Raw genomic sequence first — 16,924 nt, 5'->3', positions numbered from 1 at the left:
ACTCCTTATTTGTTCGAACTGCTGGTCATGCTCTCAAACTGCTGCGTCAGATAGTCGCTGGTGCTGTTGAGCTTGCTGACGGCGAGATCCAGCTGGGTAAACTGGGTTTTATAACGCGCAATCTGATCATTGATGCGCGTATTCATGTCGTTATATTTCTGCGTCAGCTCATTCAGCGTTTTGCTGACGCCATCTTTGGCGGTCTGGATCGGACCTTTCGTGGCGAGCCAGCTGGTAAGATTTTCAGCGAGGCGCGTGGTGATGCCGGTTTTTTTGCCGTCACCAATAATCATCTCTTTAATGCCGTCCGGATCTTTCGCCAGCTCGGTTTTCAGCTTGCTGTCATCCAGCGTGAGCTTGCCGGAGGTGGGATCGGAGGTAATACCAATCTGCGCCAGCGTTTTATAGGCGGAGCTGCTGGCGGAGTTGGTCAGCAGCCCCTTAATCTGCGTCTGAATGCTGCGCAGGGTGCTGTCGCCGACCAGCGCGCCGTTGCTGGCGTCCTGCGCGTCAGCGCCTTTTTCCACCGCGGTATATTTGGTCAGCGTACTGAACTGATCGAGCAGCGTGTTATAAGCGTTAACAAAGTTGGTTACCGCAGTGGTGGCTTTTGATGTGTCCTGCGCCACGGTAAGCGTCTGGTTGCCGCTGGTGGTCGCGGTCAGATTCAGGGTGATCCCTTCCAGCGCGTCGCTGATGCTGTTGCTGCTATTGGTAATCGGAATATTGTTCACGGTGAGCTGCGCATTCTGCGCCGCGACGCTGACGCTGAGCTTGTTGTTCGCTGCGATATCATTTTCATCAAAGCCGACCACTGCCTGCAGCGTGTCGTCGCCGCTGACGCTGACCGCCGCGACGGCGTTCGCCTCACCGGTTTTGGTCGCGGTCAGCGACAGGCGGTACTCGCCTTCGTTGCTCTTAATAATGCTGGCAGAGACGCCGGCGTTCGCTTTATTGATCGCATCGCGCATGCCGGTAAGCGAGGTCTGGTCGCTGGTGAGCGCAATATCTTTGCTGCTGCCGTCGGCAAGCTTAATGGTCAGGGTGCGGCTGGCGGCGCTGTCGCCGAGCGCGCTGCTGTTGCTGCTCTGCGCCGCGGAGGTCAGCGTCTGCGCCTGCGCCAGCTGCGTCACGTTAATACTGTATTTACCTGCCACCACGCTGCCCGACGTCGTGGCGCTGAACGCCGTGCTGCTGCTGGTTGCGGTGGTGGCGCTGAAGACATCGGCGCTGTTAAGCGCGCTGTTGGCGGTCTGGAACGCGGTCAGCGCGCTCGAGAGCGTGCCGTAGGCGCTGAGCTTTGCGGTATAGGCGCTCTGCTGGGTGGTAATCGGCTTTAAGCTCGCTTTTTCTGCACTAGTTAAGCTATCGAGAATATCGCCAAGCTGCAGGCCTGAGCCGACGCCGAGGGAAGAGATGCTGGCCATATAGTTTCCTTTTCCTGTCGCTGCAAAGAGTGAATAGCGCAATTATCGGCGTCAACGCGGCAAAGTTTAGAATTAATGACCGGTGAGTGATAAACGGAATAGAGGGGCGTAACGGAGGTAATTCGGACGGTAAAAAAAAGTTAAGCGGGGCTAAAGAAGCGCAAACGGCTGGCGATAACCAGAAGCATGGCAGGTGAAGCGAAAAAAATTCACCCGGTCCTAAAAAAAATCTAAAGGTTGTTCAGGGGCAGACGATAACAACTTTGACGGCGATGAAGCCGACGGGTTGAAGCCCACACCTTAACCGAAAGACTTGATTAAACAGGAAACTTTATCATGGCCCAGGTCATTAACACTAACAGCCTCTCGCTGATCACTCAGAACAACATCAACAAAAACCAGTCTGCTCTCTCTACTTCAATGGAGCGTCTGTCATCTGGTCTGCGTATCAACAGCGCGAAAGATGACGCAGCAGGCCAGGCTATCGCTAACCGTTTCACGTCTAACATCAAAGGCCTGACTCAGGCAGCCCGTAACGCCAACGACGGTATCTCAGCCGCGCAGACCACTGAAGGCGCGCTGTCTGAAATCAACAACAACTTACAGCGTATCCGTGAGCTGACCGTGCAGGCGCAGAACGGCACTAACTCCGATTCTGATAAATCATCTATCCAGGACGAAATTAAATCCCGTCTGGACGAAATTGACCGCGTATCTGGCCAGACCCAGTTCAACGGCGTAAACGTGCTGGCGAAAGATGGCAGCATGAAAATCCAGGTTGGCGCGAACGATGGCCAGACTATCTCAATCGACCTGAAAAAAATTGACTCATCAACGCTGGGCCTGAGCGGATTTGGTGTTGATAAATCAGCACTGAAGACCAGCGAAGCAATCACTCAGGTTGGCGCAAGTGGTTCACTCAAGAGCGTTAAATTAGATGACGTAGCAGCAGCGTTGAAAGTTGATGCCAGCACGCTGTCACTGAAAAACGTACAAACGCCAGCAGGTGCATCAACTGCTACTTATGTTGTCTCTTCAGGCAACGATAATTATGCGGTCTCCGTAGATGATGCCACCGGAAATGTGGAACTTAATAAAGCGACTGTAGCTTATACTGATACTAATGGTTCAGGCTCCTTAACTGGCGCATTTGTCAAGGTTGGCGCTGATAGTCTTGGTGCTGCAAAAGGCTACGTCACTGTTCAGGGTAAGAACTTTGAATTAACCGCTGCTTCTATCGCAGACGGCGGAGACAATCCTACTAATTCAACAACTGAAGACGTAGGTAACATTGACACTGCTACTCAGTTTGCTGGTGCAGCAACCGCAGATCCGCTGGCGCTGCTGGACAAAGCTATCGCCTCTGTCGATACCTTCCGTTCAAGCCTGGGTGCGGTGCAGAACCGTCTGAACTCTGCTATCACCAACCTGAACAACACTACTACTAACCTGACCTCAGCTCAGTCTCGTATCCAGGATGCGGACTACGCAACTGAAGTGTCAAACATGTCTAAAGCGCAGATCGTTCAGCAGGCGGGTAACTCCGTGCTGGGCAAAGCGAACCAGGTTCCACAGCAGGTTCTCTCTCTGCTGCAGGGCTAATCGCTCACCGCGTAAGCATCAAAACCCCGCTCCGGCGGGGTTTTTTTTTGCGTATAAAAGCGGCATCACCCGCTACAGCCTGCCGCCGCGCAGCCGATAATCTGTTACAGAACCATTCCGCTATAGGTCACGTTTTCCACTCAGGGAGGGGCGATGCGCTTCAACTACGATCTGTTACCGGGTGAGCTGCTCTCGTTTGATGAGGTTGCGCTGCGCTATGCGCAGCAGCATCCTGGCGAAAAAGCGCTTACCGCACGCGGCCTGCTGAGCCCCTCGGCGAGCTATCGCCATCTGGTGATCCGCGCGCTGTTTGCGCAGCAGGAGCTGAACAGCCCGCTCGAGGAGCTGCTGTTTATCAGCGATGACAACGAGCGCAAAAACTACCTGCGCCGCTTTGAGCACTACCTGAAAACGCAGCAGGCGTTTCTCTATTTTCGCCGCAGTGACGACACCAGCCAGGCGGGACGCTGGAAAGTGATGGGCGAGAGCCGGGTCTATGCGATGCTCGATCCGCACTCGGCGGCGGCGCAGAACCTGCTCACCAGCCGGGGCTACCGGCTGGTGCTGATGCGTCAGCAGGAGGAGGAGGCGTACTGGCAGCTGTTTGACGCGCAGGCGCATCCCTGTTTTCCGCTGTCGCGCGCGGTGCAGTTTATCGTGGTGCTGAGCACGCCGCAGCAGCCAGCACCCGCCGCCGTGATGCCCGGCACCGAAGTCGGGCGGCGGGTGAAAACCCGCGTGCTGCAGCACGCCAGCCAGGCGGCGTTTCTGGCGGCGGTGAAAGCGCGCTACGGCGCCTGCGTCATCACCGGCACGCCGCTCACTGAACCACACGGCTGGCCGTGGGTGGAGGCGTGCCATATCAACACCGACGAGAGCGATGCGGGACTGCTGGCGGATAACAGCGTCGATAACGGCCTGTTTTTACGCAGCGATCTGCAGCGCCTGTTCCGCAATAAACTGATTAGCATTGATGGTGAAACCGGGCAGGTGATGCTCAGCGCGGCGCTGGAGAGTGAAGCGGAAAACGGCTTCGCTTATCAGCCGCTGGCGGGCAAAATCTGCGCGCTGTGGCCCGCGGTGCCGCCTGCCACAAGGCAGCGGTTGCAGCAGCGCAACAGATAACGTTCACAACGGCGGTGTCCGCCACCGCCATCCATCACTAATTTGAAATAACCTCGCTTTTGCCCGCCTATTCTGCCAATCGAAACCGCTACAGAATTGGATAATCATGCCGATAACTTAATTAACGCAGGGTAGTCAACGTGAACGATCTCTATACCGCCGGCGGCGTGATGGATAAACATTCGCTCTGGCAGCGCTACGTTCCCCTCGTGCGGCATGAAGCGCTGCGTCTGCAGGTGCGCCTGCCGGCCAGCGTGGAGCTTGACGATCTGCTGCAGGCTGGGGGCATCGGACTGCTGAATGCCGTGGAGCGCTACGACGCGCTGCAGGGCACCGCCTTTACCACCTACGCCGTGCAGCGTATTCGCGGCGCCATGCTGGACGAACTGCGCAGCCGCGACTGGGCACCGCGCAGCGTGCGGCGCAACGCGCGCGAGGTAGCCGGTGCCATGCACCAGGTGGAGCAGGCGCTCGGCCGCTCAGCCTCGGAGCAGGAGGTGGCGCAGCAGCTGAACGTGTCGCTGGAGGAGTACCGGCAGATCCTGCTGGATACCAACAATAGCCAGCTCTTCTCCTATGACGAGTATCGGGAAGAGCACGGTGACAGCGCAGAGCTGGTGACAGAGGGCCATGAAGAGGCGAATCCGCTGCATCAGCTGATGGAAGGGAATCTGCGTGAACGCGTGATTGACGCAATCGAGGCGCTGCCCGAACGCGAAAAGCTCGTGCTCACACTGTACTACCAGGAAGAACTGAACCTGAAAGAGATTGGCGCGGTGCTGGAGGTGGGGGAATCCCGCGTCAGTCAGCTGCACAGTCAGGCGATTAAACGCCTGCGTGCCCGGTTAGCGGGAGCGCGCTGACAGACTCAGTCCTGGGGAAACAAAAATAAAAAAACCGGGGACTCAGCGATGGGAGCCAAAATTAAAGTCAGGCCATTAAGTCGTTATCTTAAAGACTATAAACATAGCCAAAGCAACTGTTCACACTGTGGCAAAGTATTAGATCGTATGGCGCTGGTGTTTCGTGGCCAGATCATCAATAAAGAGGCGATAGCCCGCATGGACCAGATGATTGACGATCAGGTCTGGACGAAGCTGCAGCCCGAACTGACAGCGCTATGCCGTTTCTGCAGCGATATTTTTTGTAATACCCATCCGAACTACTTCGACATCATGGCGTTTAAACAGTATCTGTTTGAACAGACCGAGATGAACCACAGTACGATTCGGGAGTATGTGGTGCGCCTGCGTCGACTTGATGACATGCTGAAAGCGAGAAATTTCCCGGCAGAAAATCTATCCGGCAACAGCTGGCATGAGTGTCTGCAGCACGATCTGCCCGATGCCGGTAATAACAACTACCGTATTGCGCTGCGTAAATACGATCAGTTCCTCGGCTGGCAGCGCGGCTGATCAATGATTAATGTCCGCTGCGGCGATCTGTGCCGCAGCGGGCTGCTGCTACCCCGCAATTCCGGATGCGCCTCAGCGCATCTTCTGCAACACTACAGGGATATCTTCACACTGCCCTGGAGGCCTGCATTGTCCCTACATCTTCTGCACCAGTTTCCGCGTCTTGAGCTGCTTGGCGCACCTACGCCGCTGGAGCATCTGCCGCGTCTGTCCGATTACCTTGGCCGCGATATTTTTATTAAACGCGATGACGTTACGCCGGTCGCGCTGGGCGGCAACAAGCTGCGCAAGCTGGAGTTTCTGGCCGCGGACGCGCTCCGCCAGGGCGCGGATGTGCTGCTGACCGCCGGTGCGATCCAGTCCAATCATGTACGCCAGACGGCCGCAGTGGCGGCGCGACTCGGCCTGAAGTGCGTGGCGCTGCTGGAAAACCCGATTGGCACCACGGCAGAAAATTATCTCTCCAACGGCAACCGCCTGCTGCTTGATCTGATGGACGTGGAGACGGAGATGGTGGCGGCGCTGGATAATCCGTCGCAGCAGCTCAGCGACTACGCAGAGCGTCTCGAAGCGCAGGGGTATCGCCCCTATATCGTGCCGGTCGGCGGCTCGAATGCGCTGGGCGCGCTGGGATACGTAGAGTGCGCCCAGGAGATCGCCCATCAGAGCGAGGGCGTAGTAAATTTCGCGGCGGTGGTGGTGGCATCCGGCAGCGCCGGTACCCATGCCGGTCTGGCGGTAGGGCTGGAGCAGCTGCTGCCGGAAAGCGAGCTGGTTGGCGTGACAGTGTCACGTAGCGTGGCCGCGCAGCTGCCGGTGGTAGAGCGGCTGCGCAGCGCGCTGTCAGAGCAGCTTGAGCTGAAGCCGCAGGCGGCGATCACGCTCTGGGATGAGTACTACGCGCCGCGCTATGGCGAACCCAGCGAAGAGGGCATGGAGGCAGTGCGCCTGCTGGCACGGCTGGAAGGTATCATGCTGGATCCGGTCTATACCGGCAAAGCGATGGCCGGTCTGATTGACGGTATCAGCCAGAAGCGCTTCCGGCGCGAAGGGCCGCTGCTGTTTGTACATACCGGCGGCGCACCGGCGTTATTTGCTTATCATCCTTCGGTATGAGACAGGCTGACGAAACGCTCTATAATCGCTGCCACAGACAGGCGTAACGTCACCACGGAGATGCAATTTCTGTGGCGTTCATAATAAGACTACGCTATCTGTTACAGGGTGCGTCACGCGACGCACCTGCACTGACACACACAACAGATAATAACGGGGTAAACATGGCTTTCTCTATGATTCGTCGCCCGCTGGCGATGGGAATGATGGCGGTGGCGCTGCTCGCAGGCATCAACGCAAAAACCTTTGCCGCTGAAGATTTGCTGGCACAGATTAAAAATAAAGGCGAGCTGCGCGTGGGCCTTGAAGGCACCTATCCGCCGTTCAGTTTCCAGGATGAGCGCGGCAAACTGACCGGCTTTGAGGTGGAGTTTGCGCAGGAGCTGGCACAGCATCTCGGCGTAAAAGCGGCGCTGAAGCCGACCAAATGGGACGGTATGCTGGCGTCTCTGGATTCAAAACGTATCGACGTGGTGATAAATCAGGTCACTATCTCCGATGAGCGTAAAAAGAAGTATGACTTCTCCACGCCGTACACCATCTCGGGCGTGCAGGCGCTGACGCTGAAGAAAAACGCCGGCACCATCACCAAACCTGAGGACCTGGCAGGGAAAAAAGTGGGCGTGGGCCTCGGCTCCAACTATGAGCAGTGGCTGCGTGATAACGTCAAAGGCGTCGATATCCGCACCTATGATGATGACCCGACAAAATATCAGGATCTGCGCTCCGGCCGCCTGAACGCCATTCTGGTCGATCGCCTGGCCGCGCTCGATCTGGTGAAGAAAACCGGTGACACCATGGCCGTAGCGGGCCCGGCGTTCTCGCGCCTGGAGGCTGGCGTGGCGGTGCGTAAGGGTAACGACGATCTGCTGAAAGCGATCGATCAGGCGATGGCAGAGATGCAGAAAGATGGCTCGCTGAAAAAACTCTCTGATAAATGGTTTGGCACGGACGTGACGAAATAATGCTGGAGAGCGTACATCTGGTGCTGGATTCAGCACCTTTTTTACTTAAAGGGGCACTGTTTACGCTGCAGCTCAGCATCGGCGGGATGTTCTTTGGCCTGCTGCTGGGCTTTATTCTTGCCCTGATGCGCCTGTCGCGCTTCTGGCCGGTGAACTGGCTGGCGCGCATCTATGTCTCAGTGTTCCGCGGCACGCCGCTGATCGCCCAGCTGTTTATGATCTACTACGGCCTGCCGCAGTTTGGCATTGAACTCGATCCCATTCCCTCCGCGATGATTGGCCTGTCGCTGAACACGGCGGCCTATGCGTCAGAGTCGCTGCGCGGTGCTATCGCCTCTATCGAGCGCGGGCAGTGGGAAGCGGCGGCCAGCATTGGTATGACCCCGTGGCAGACGCTGCGCCGGGTGATCCTGCCGCAGGCGGCGCGGACTGCGCTGCCGCCGCTCGGTAACAGCTTTATCAGCCTGGTCAAGGATACCTCGCTGGCGGCCACTATCCAGGTGCCGGAGCTGTTTCGTCAGGCGCAGTTAATCACCTCACGCACGCTTGAGGTGTTTACCATGTATCTGGCCGCCTCGCTGATCTACTGGATCATGGCGACCGTGCTCTCCGCGCTGCAGAACCGTCTTGAAGCGCACGTTAATCGTCAGGATCGGGAGGATAAATGAGTGCAATTGAAGTCCGCCAGCTGGTGAAAAAATTTCACGGGCAGACGGTGCTGCACGGCATCGATCTCGACGTGGCTGCCGGAGAGGTAGTGGCGATTATCGGCCCCAGCGGCTCGGGAAAAACCACGCTGCTGCGCAGTATCAATCTGCTGGAGGTGCCGGATCAGGGTAGCGTGACGGTAGGCGGCATCACCATTGACGCCAGCCTGAGTCTTAACAAACAGAAAGAGAAGGTGCGTCAGCTGCGCCAGCAGGTCGGGTTTGTGTTTCAGAACTTCAATCTGTTCCCGCATCGTTCGGTGCTGGAAAACATTATTGAAGGGCCGGTGATCGTTAAAGGTGAGCCGAAAGCAGAAGCGCAGGCGCGGGCACGTCAGCTGCTGGAGAAGGTCGGGCTGACGGGTAAAGAGGCGAGCTTTCCGCGCCGGCTTTCCGGCGGGCAGCAGCAGCGGGTGGCAATTGCCCGCGCGCTGGCAATGCGCCCGGAGGTGATTCTGTTTGATGAGCCGACGTCCGCGCTTGACCCGGAGCTGGTCGGCGAGGTGCTGAACACCATTCGCGCCCTGGCGCAGGAGAAACGGACCATGGTGATCGTCACGCATGAGATGAGTTTTGCGCGTGATGTGGCTGACCGCGCTATCTTCATGGACCAGGGGCGCATTGTGGAGCAGGGGGAGGCCAGAACCCTGTTCAGCAATCCGCAGCAGGCTCGTACCCGACAATTCCTGGATAAATTTCTTAATCAGTAATATTCAGGGCCGGTTCGCTGGCCCTTATTTATTTCGCTGCTATCATATCCCTTCGCGTTTCTCTTATCCTTTTGGTGCATAGTCATATAATTGTCTTATTGCTAAATTATTAACTGGCTTCTCTGTTTGCAGATTGCTCTTAATTAAACAGCAGCTTTTCTTACTGATTATTTTTCCTGAATCACAGTTTATAACTCTCTGTGCCGCTTCAGGCAGATGTAAATGCATTTTGATTAACGTAAAGTCTTGTTACATCAGGGCCAGCAAAGACAATTTAGGACTTTCGCCAGATACACTCCCCGCAGTGCTGTTGAATAATCGTTTAATAACCATAACTCACGAACTGATTATTAATGCGTTTACCTCTTACAGACCTACACAGCTTTAGGAGTCAACCTGATGAAAGATAACGGGAAAAATGATATAGGCTGGATAAATACACTGAAAGGTGCCTGTATTTTGCTGGTGGTGCTCTATCACACCGTATTACCGGGATTTGAAACAACGATAAAATATTTGAGTGCCGGATGGTTTCCGGCGGAAATATGGGTACAGTTTAATACGGTACTGTCGCCATTACGTATGCCGGCATTCTTTTTTGTTTCCGGCCTGCTGGCGACCAATGGCATTTTGAATCGTTCATGGAAACAGGTATTTACCAGCCGTATTACCAATCTGTTCTATCTCTATATTTTGTGGGGCTTTATTCAGTGGTGGTCAATTGTCGGGATTTCCACAGAAATCACCGGGCAACGCATTTCGCAAAATCTTAATGCGGCCTATGCCGGTTCACTGCTGGAGTTTCTCAAGCTGACGTTTATGGCGATGAGTACCTCCTGGTATCTGTATGGTCTGGCGATCTACTTCCTGTGTGCAAAAATTTTCCATCAGCAGAAAATCGCGCTGCTGGTTGTGGCGGTGGTACTGAATTATCTGGCGGTGGAAAAAATCATTCCCTACTGGGGGCCGCAGAGCGTCGCGCAATATTTCCTGTTCTTCCTGCTGGGCGCATTCTGGAGCCCGGTGATGCTGCGCCTGAGCGAGCTGCGCCGTGAAAACCTGCTGCCGTGGGCGGCACTGGCCGCGCTGACGGGACTTCACGTGATTATGGGCCTGGATAAAAGCCTGTTTATGTGCGTCATCGCCGTGCTGGTGAGCGTGGCGGCCTGCCGCTGGCTTAACCAGCGTTTCAGTATGCGTTTTTTCAACTGGGTAGGGCGCAATACGCTGCAAATCTACGTTATTCACCGCATCTTTATTGAGTTTTTCGGGATGTCGGCGATTCTGTTTGCCCAGCGCCATCACCTGTTTGAGCAGGCGTGGTTCTCCGTGCTGTGGGCCTGTTTCTATCCGCTGGCAATCGTCGGGATCTGTTCGCTCTGTTCAGTAGCGGTCTGGTCACTGACCAACCGCGGCCTGGGCCAGTCGCTGTTCCTGTTCCCCACGCTGATCGGCATGAAGCGTCGCAAAGCAGCGTAGGTAAATCCAGAGGCAACAATGCCAACCCCAGGGGACACATTTATGCGTCCCTGGGTATTCATGCGCCGATGGTGATGTTCGGGCGCCATTAATGGCGCCCCTACGGGGATAACAATGCCAAACGTAGGGGACGCATTTATGCGTCACTGGGTATTTATGCGTCGATGGTGATGTTCGGGCGCCATTAATGGCGCCCCTACGGGGATAACAATGCCAAACGTAGGGGACGCATTCATGCGTCCCTGGCAAACCCGCAATAAAAAAGGGCCCGCAGGGGGCCCTTTACTGTGATGAACCGGGGGTTTAACCGATGGTCATCAGACTGGCGTTGCCGCCTGCTGCCGCGGTGTTGACGCTCAGCGACCGTTCAATCAGCAACCGCTCCAGCAGCAGATTGGTTTCTCCGCGGGCAAAGCCCTGGACGGAAACAATAGCGCCCTCGCGTGCCGCGATATCGGCACACAGCGTACGCAGCTGATCGGCATCACCGTGGTAGATCACCGCATCGAACTCACCGGACAGGGCATCTTTTGCCAGCCGGATGCGCTGCTGTACGGCAGACGGCAGCGATTTCAGCAGGCCACGATGCAGCTCATCATCCTGCCACAGCGCCTGACTGCCCACGCTGGTAACCGCAGCCAGCTGGATCAGCGCATCCTGCTCATTGTCGGCGAGGCAGAGCACGCGTTCACGCGGCAGCAGGCTGAAGGTGTTGCGTTCGCCCGTCGGACCCGGCAGCAGACGCACCGTGCCCGCCTGCGACAGCTCATCATAGCGCTGGCACAGCGCCTGCAATGCTGGCTTATCCTGCGCCCAGTTCTGCAGCGCCTGGTGTGCGCCCATCAGTGTTGTACGCACGCTGCTGTCAACCGGCTGCTCAGCATCCTGACGATCGAAGGTCAGGCGCAGCGCGCCATCCGGACGATGTGCCAGCAGGCGGTAGAGATAGAGCGGGCCACCCGCTTTCGGGCCGGTACCGGAGAGGCCTTCGCCGCCAAACGGCTGCACGCCAACTACGGCACCGACCATATTACGGTTCACATAGAGGTTGCCGACGTGCGCGTTTGCAGTAACCTGAGCGATGGTTTCATCAATACGCGTATGTACGCCAAGCGTCAGGCCATAGCCGGTGGCATTGATCTGCTCAATCAGCTGCGGCAGGCTGCTGCGTGAGAAGCGCACCACGTGCAGCACCGGTCCGAAGATCTCTTTATCGAGATCGCTGACCTGATCCAGCTCAATCAGCGTGGGTTTGATAAAGGTACCGCTCTCCCACTCTTTACGGTCCTGCGCATTCTCCTGCACCGCCTGATAAACGGTAAAGCCTTTGTTGCGCATCGCCTGAATGTGACGCTCGATGCCCGCTTTCGCTTCCTGGTCGATAACCGGACCGATATCAGTTGAAAGACGCTCCGGGTTGCCCATGCGGCACTCCGCCATCGCGCCGCGCAGCATCTTAATGGTGTGATCGGCGGCATCTTCCTGAATACAGAGCAGACGCAGCGCCGAGCAGCGCTGGCCGGCGCTGTCAAACGCGGAGGCAACGATATCCACCACCACCTGTTCGGTGAGGGCAGAGGAGTCAACGATCATGGCGTTCATGCCGCCGGTTTCTGCGATCAGCGGTGTCGGGCGCCCCTGCGGATCGAGACGACCGGCAAGATTACGCTGCAGCAGCGTTGCCACGGCGGTTGAGCCAGTGAACATAACGCCGCGCACGCGCTCATCGCCGGTGAGCTGTGCGCCCACGGTTTCACCCTGGCCGGGCAGCAGCTGCAGCACGCCGGCGGGAACGCCTGCATCCAGCAGGATCTGCACCGCCTGCGCCGCGATAAGTGGCGTCTGCTCGGCCGGTTTTGCCAGCACGCTATTGCCTGCGGCGAGCGCGGCGGCAATCTGGCCGGTAAAGATCGCCAGCGGGAAGTTCCACGGGCTGATACAGACTACCGGACCCAGCGGACGATGCGTTTCGTTGTCAAAATCATCGCGTACCATACCGGCGTAGTAGTAGAGGAAGTCTACCGCTTCGCGCACTTCGGCGATGGCATTGTTGTACGTTTTGCCCGCTTCGCGCACCAGCAGACCAATCAGCTGCTGCATCTGCGCTTCCATCGCCTGACCGGCACGCTCGAGGATCGCCGCGCGCTCGGCTGGCGGAGTGGCAAACCAGATCGGTCCGGCGCCGACCGCCGCATCCAGCGCGGCAGAGACTTCGGTTTCGGTGGCTTCGCGCACGCTGCCGACCACGTCAGCCGGCGCCGCCGGGTTCAGTACCGGCTGGCTGACACCCGTTTCCAGGGTGCCCTCGATCATCGGCTGGGCCACCCATGGCTGGCTGGCGCTGTTCAGCAGGGCGCTGGAGAGTGAGGCGAGGCGATGTTCATTCGCGAGGTCGAGACCCGCGGAGTTCGGGCGCTTGTCGCCATAGAGATCGCGCGGCAGCGGGATCTTCGGATGTGGCAGACCCACGGCGCCTTCGGCTGCGCCCATTTTTTCTACCGCTACCACCGGGTCAGCAACCAGCTCATCTATCGGCAGGCTCTTATCGGCGATCCGGTTAACAAAGGAGGTGTTGGCACCGTTTTCCAGCAGGCGACGTACCAGGTAAGCCAGCAGCGTTTCGTGCGTGCCCACCGGCGCGTAAATACGGCAGGGACGGCTGAGTTTGCCATCGGCCACTTTGCCCACCACCTGTTCATAGAGCGGCTCGCCCATGCCGTGCAGGCACTGGAACTCATACTGGCCCGGATAGTAGTTATTACCCGCCAGATTATAGATAGCGGCCAGCGTGTGGGCGTTATGCGTGGCAAACTGCGGGTAGATCTGGCTCGGTACCGCCAGCAGTTTGCGGGCGCAGGCGAGATAGGAGATATCGGTATATACCTTGCGGGTATAGACCGGATAGCCTTCAAGGCCTTCCATCTGCGCGCGCTTGATTTCGCTGTCCCAGTAGGCGCCTTTCACCAGACGGATCATCAGGCGGCGACGGCTGCGCTGTGCCAGATCGACCAGCGAGTCGATCAGCATCGGGCAGCGTTTCTGGTAAGCCTGAATCACGAAGCCAATCCCGTTCCAGCCTTCCAGCTCAGGTTCAAAGCAGAGTTTTTCCAGCAGGTCCAGCGACAGCTCAAGGCGATCGGCCTCTTCGGCATCGATATTAATGCCGATGTCATATGAACGCGCCAGCAGCGTCAGCGATTTCAGGATCGGATAAAGCTCTTCCATAACGCGATCGTACTGGGCGCGGCTGTAGCGCGGATGCAGCGCAGAGAGTTTGATCGAGATGCCCGGGCCTTCATAAATGCCGCGGCCGTTGGAGGCTTTACCAATCGCATGGATCGCCTGCTGATAAGAGAGCAGATAGGCTTTCGCATCGGCGGCGGTCAGGGCCGCTTCACCGAGCATATCGTAGGAGTAGCGGAAGCCTTTCTCTTCCAGCTTGCGGGCGTTGGCCAGCGCCTCAGCGATGGTCTCGCCGGTAACGAACTGCTCGCCCATCAGGCGCATGGCCATATCTACGCCTTTGCGCACCAGCGGCTCGCCGCTTTTACCGATAATACGGTTCAGCGAGCGGGACATGCTCGCTTCGTTATGGGTTGAGACCAGGCGTCCGGTAAACAGCAGGCCCCAGGTCGCGGCGTTAACAAACATGGATGAGCTGCGGCCCAGGTGCGACTGCCAGTTGCCGTTGCTGATTTTGTCGCGGATCAGCGCGTCGCGGGTGGGTTTATCCGGAATACGCAGCAGCGCTTCTGCCAGGCACATCAGCGCCACGCCCTCCTGCGAGGAGAGGGAGAACTCCTGCAGCAGGCTTTGCACCATTCCGGCGCGTCCGGTTGCACCTTTCTGGTGCCGCAGCTTGTCGGCAAGGCTATAGGCCAGCTGATGGGTTTTCTCTGCCAGCGGAGCGGGCAGGCGCGCCTGCTCCAGCAGCATCGGCACCGCTTCCGTCTCGGGCCGGCGCCATGCGGCGGTAATTGCGGAGCGGGTAACCGACTGCGGCAGAATGTGTTCAGCAAAGTCGAGGAACGGCTGCAGGCTCTCTTCGGGCAGGTTCTCTTCTGCCGTGGTTTCACTGGCCTGCAGGGGAATTTCCGGCAGGGTCTCGCCCGCTTCAAGCTGGGTTAAGTAATTGAAAATAGCCTGCTTAATCAGCCAGTGAGATGTGCGATCGACCTTCTGTGCTGCCAGCTTAATGCGCTCGCGGGTGGCTTCATCCAGCTTCACCCCCATGGTAGTTGTTCCCATGAATTCCTCGTCTTGAAAAATAAATCAACATCAGCGTGGGCTGCACTATCACTCATGTTGCAACTTTGTGCAACCGTGTTAAATGTGACCCAGGTTGCATGCCTGAAAGCCGTTTGTTTGTTAACTGTAAAGAAACGGCACGTTTCTTGCTGCAAGAATCTCGCCAGAGTTGCAACCGGGTTCACTAAACCGCAAAAAGCCGCGTTTCTGGTGCAACCAAAAGTTTGAACGGGCGCAACCTTTGAGCAAAGAAATGAGAAAGAGAGGTGAAACCCAGGTAACAGGTGTGTTAAATCCATTGTGCACATCGCACCTTTGCGGCAGGATACCGCGCCTTAAGAGAAATTCGCTTCTCTGGCGGCGGTAACGCGCAGTGGCCACCCCGTTCCGGTGCTGCCGCGCTGATTCGACTGCCGTGACAAAGAGGGTAAGTGATACGTCGCGCCAGGGAGACGCCCGGCTAATGCTGCTGAGGCAGGGCGGGCAAAGAATTTCTCTTAAGCAATTACATAATAAGTGGAGAGAGTATGAGTATAAGTACACCAATGCTGGTGACCTTTATTATCTATATCCTTGGGATGGTGTTGATAGGGTTTATCGCTTACCGGTCAACAAAAAACTTTGATGATTATATTCTGGGCGGCCGCAGCCTGGGCAGTTTTGTTACGGCGCTCTCAGCCGGTGCCTCCGATATGAGTGGCTGGCTGCTGATGGGCCTGCCTGGTGCCATCTTTCTGTCCGGCATCTCTGAAAGCTGGATCGCTATCGGCCTGACGATTGGCGCCTGGCTGAACTGGAAAATTGTGGCGGGTCGCCTGCGTGTACAGACCGAGCATCACGATAACGCCCTGACGCTGCCTGACTTCTTTACCAGCCGCTTTGAAGACAAAAGCAAGCTGCTGCGCGTGATCTCCGCGGTGGTTATCCTGATTTTCTTCACCATTTACTGCGCCTCGGGTGTGGTAGCCGGTGCGCGCCTGTTTGAAAGCACCTTTGGTATGGATTACCAGACTGCGCTCTGGGCGGGTGCTGCGGCCACCATTCTCTATACGCTGGTAGGCGGCTTCCTGGCCGTGAGCTGGACCGATACGGTGCAGGCGACGCTGATGATTTTTGCGCTGATCCTGACGCCGGTGATTGTCATTATCGCCGTAGGCGGCTTTGATGATTCACTGACGGTGATCCGCGAGAAGAGCATCGAGAACCTCGATATGCTCAAGGGGCTCAATTTTGTCGCGGTCATCTCGCTGCTGGGCTGGGGGCTGGGCTACTTCGGGCAGCCGCATATCCTGGCACGCTTTATGGCGGCAGACTCTCATCGCTCCATCCGTACTGCGCGTCGCATCGGCATGGCATGGATGATCTTCTGCCTGGCGGGCGCGGTTGCCGTAGGCTTCTTTGGTATCGCCTACTTCCAGAATAACCCGGCGCAGGCCGCAGGCGTCACGCAGAATGGAGAACGTATCTTTATTGAGCTGACGCGTATTCTGTTTAACCCGTGGATCGCCGGTATTCTGCTTTCGGCCATTCTTGCTGCGGTCATGTCCACTCTGAGCTGCCAGCTGCTGGTCTGTTCAAGTGCGCTGACGGAAGATCTCTATAAGGGCTTCCTGCGTAAAAATGCCAGCCAGCAGGAGCTGGTATGGGTCGGACGTGCCATGGTGCTGCTGATTGCACTGATTGCTATTGCCCTGGCATCCAATCCGGATAACCGGGTGCTGGGCCTGGTGAGCTATGCATGGGCTGGCTTTGGCGCGGCGTTTGGTCCGGTGGTGCTGTTTGGTGTCTGCTGGAAGCGCATGACGCGTAACGGCGCGCTGGCGGGAATGGTAATTGGTGCCGCGACGGTGCTGCTGTGGAAACAGTACGGTTACGCTGAGCTGTATGAAATCATTCCAGGCTTCATCTTTGCCAGCATCGCGATTGTGGTCTTCAGCCTGACGGGCAAAGCACCTTCCGCCGCCGCGCAGCAGCGTTTTGCCGCTGCGGAAGCGGAATACCAGGCAGATTAAGGTATTCGCGCGGTGCGTTGCGGCACCGCCATCAAAAAGGAGGCACAGTAATGTGCCTCCTTTTTACGTTGAGGCGTCAGGCAACGCAATCCTGCCGACCTTTCTGAACAGTCATCCC

At 57.1% G+C, this 16,924-nt stretch carries 12 protein-coding genes; 10 read left to right on the top strand and 2 right to left on the bottom strand.

The genetic code is table 11. The features are described from left to right. Window positions 1–5: 5 nt before the first annotated feature. A complete protein-coding gene (fliD, locus tag F3J39_RS06100; protein WP_166713943.1) occupies window positions 6–1,427 on the bottom strand; it encodes a flagellar filament capping protein FliD in 1,422 nt (473 codons plus the stop codon). Window positions 1,428–1,763: 336 nt separating this feature from the next. On the opposite strand from fliD, the gene F3J39_RS06095 reads away from it, so the two are divergent. The 9 genes from F3J39_RS06095 to F3J39_RS06055 all read left to right on the top strand — a co-directional run bounded on the left by F3J39_RS06095 (window position 1,764) and on the right by F3J39_RS06055 (window position 10,546). Next, the gene (locus F3J39_RS06095) at window positions 1,764–3,029 is read left to right on the top strand and encodes a FliC/FljB family flagellin (protein WP_166713942.1); all 1,266 of its coding nucleotides are present in this window, start codon (window positions 1,764–1,766) and stop codon (window positions 3,027–3,029) included. Between the two features lie 153 nt (window positions 3,030–3,182). Beyond that, window positions 3,183–4,154, top strand: a complete 972-nt coding sequence (locus tag F3J39_RS06090) for an HNH endonuclease signature motif containing protein (RefSeq protein WP_166713941.1) — start codon at window positions 3,183–3,185, stop codon at window positions 4,152–4,154. Window positions 4,155–4,294: 140 nt separating this feature from the next. After that, window positions 4,295–5,017 carry an RNA polymerase sigma factor FliA gene (locus F3J39_RS06085; protein ID WP_039385048.1) on the top strand — a complete coding sequence of 241 codons (723 nt, stop codon included), beginning with the start codon at window positions 4,295–4,297 and terminating at the stop codon, window positions 5,015–5,017. Between the two features lie 48 nt (window positions 5,018–5,065). Then, window positions 5,066–5,569 carry a flagella biosynthesis regulatory protein FliZ gene (gene fliZ, locus F3J39_RS06080; protein ID WP_039385047.1) on the top strand — a complete coding sequence of 168 codons (504 nt, stop codon included), beginning with the start codon at window positions 5,066–5,068 and terminating at the stop codon, window positions 5,567–5,569. A gap of 129 nt (window positions 5,570–5,698) precedes the next feature. Beyond that, a complete protein-coding gene (locus tag F3J39_RS06075; protein ID WP_166713940.1) occupies window positions 5,699–6,685 on the top strand; it encodes a D-cysteine desulfhydrase in 987 nt (328 codons plus the stop codon). A gap of 164 nt (window positions 6,686–6,849) precedes the next feature. Then, window positions 6,850–7,650 carry a cystine ABC transporter substrate-binding protein gene (gene tcyJ, locus F3J39_RS06070; protein WP_104085122.1) on the top strand — a complete coding sequence of 267 codons (801 nt, stop codon included), beginning with the start codon at window positions 6,850–6,852 and terminating at the stop codon, window positions 7,648–7,650. Further along, window positions 7,650–8,318: a cystine ABC transporter permease gene (tcyL, locus tag F3J39_RS06065; protein WP_071667941.1), complete on the top strand. Its 669-nt coding sequence runs from the start codon at window positions 7,650–7,652 to the stop codon at window positions 8,316–8,318. Before tcyJ ends, tcyL begins: the two co-directional genes overlap by 1 nt. Beyond that, window positions 8,315–9,067, top strand: a complete 753-nt coding sequence (gene tcyN / locus F3J39_RS06060) for an L-cystine ABC transporter ATP-binding protein TcyN (protein WP_071667940.1) — start codon at window positions 8,315–8,317, stop codon at window positions 9,065–9,067. Before tcyL ends, tcyN begins: the two co-directional genes overlap by 4 nt. 399 nt (window positions 9,068–9,466) lie before the next feature. After that, a complete protein-coding gene (locus tag F3J39_RS06055; RefSeq protein WP_104085121.1) occupies window positions 9,467–10,546 on the top strand; it encodes an acyltransferase family protein in 1,080 nt (359 codons plus the stop codon). Between the two features lie 303 nt (window positions 10,547–10,849). Here the strand turns inward: F3J39_RS06055 and putA are convergent, their stop codons facing one another. Further along, window positions 10,850–14,794, bottom strand: coding sequence for a trifunctional transcriptional regulator/proline dehydrogenase/L-glutamate gamma-semialdehyde dehydrogenase (gene putA / locus F3J39_RS06050; protein ID WP_108569597.1), 3,945 nt, complete (start codon window positions 14,792–14,794; stop codon window positions 10,850–10,852). A 527-nt stretch (window positions 14,795–15,321) separates the two neighbouring features. Between putA and putP the strand changes: the two genes are divergently transcribed. Beyond that, window positions 15,322–16,806: a sodium/proline symporter PutP gene (gene putP, locus F3J39_RS06045; RefSeq protein ID WP_094111037.1), complete on the top strand. Its 1,485-nt coding sequence runs from the start codon at window positions 15,322–15,324 to the stop codon at window positions 16,804–16,806. The last annotated feature ends 118 nt before the right edge of the window (window positions 16,807–16,924 follow it).

It is taken from the genome of Pantoea sp. Acro-807 (assembly GCF_011752675.1).
Lineage (GTDB): Bacteria > Pseudomonadota > Gammaproteobacteria > Enterobacterales > Enterobacteriaceae > Pantoea > Pantoea eucrina.
This window is presented reverse-complemented; position numbering and strand designations above follow the sequence as displayed.

Bases quoted from the DNA above. Each gene is read 5' to 3' on its own strand.
- fliD (WP_166713943.1), bottom strand. From the start codon at position 1,427: ATGGCCAGCATCTCTTCCCTCGGCGTCGGCTCAGGCCTGCAGCTTGGC.
- F3J39_RS06095 (WP_166713942.1), top strand. From the start codon at position 1,764: ATGGCCCAGGTCATTAACACTAACAGCCTCTCGCTGATCACTCAGAAC.
- F3J39_RS06090 (WP_166713941.1), top strand. From the start codon at position 3,183: ATGCGCTTCAACTACGATCTGTTACCGGGTGAGCTGCTCTCGTTTGAT.
- fliZ (WP_039385047.1), top strand. From the start codon at position 5,066: ATGGGAGCCAAAATTAAAGTCAGGCCATTAAGTCGTTATCTTAAAGAC.
- tcyJ (WP_104085122.1), top strand. From the start codon at position 6,850: ATGGCTTTCTCTATGATTCGTCGCCCGCTGGCGATGGGAATGATGGCG.
- tcyL (WP_071667941.1), top strand. From the start codon at position 7,650: ATGCTGGAGAGCGTACATCTGGTGCTGGATTCAGCACCTTTTTTACTT.
- tcyN (WP_071667940.1), top strand. From the start codon at position 8,315: ATGAGTGCAATTGAAGTCCGCCAGCTGGTGAAAAAATTTCACGGGCAG.
- F3J39_RS06055 (WP_104085121.1), top strand. From the start codon at position 9,467: ATGAAAGATAACGGGAAAAATGATATAGGCTGGATAAATACACTGAAA.
- putA (WP_108569597.1), bottom strand. From the start codon at position 14,794: ATGGGAACAACTACCATGGGGGTGAAGCTGGATGAAGCCACCCGCGAG.
- putP (WP_094111037.1), top strand. From the start codon at position 15,322: ATGAGTATAAGTACACCAATGCTGGTGACCTTTATTATCTATATCCTT.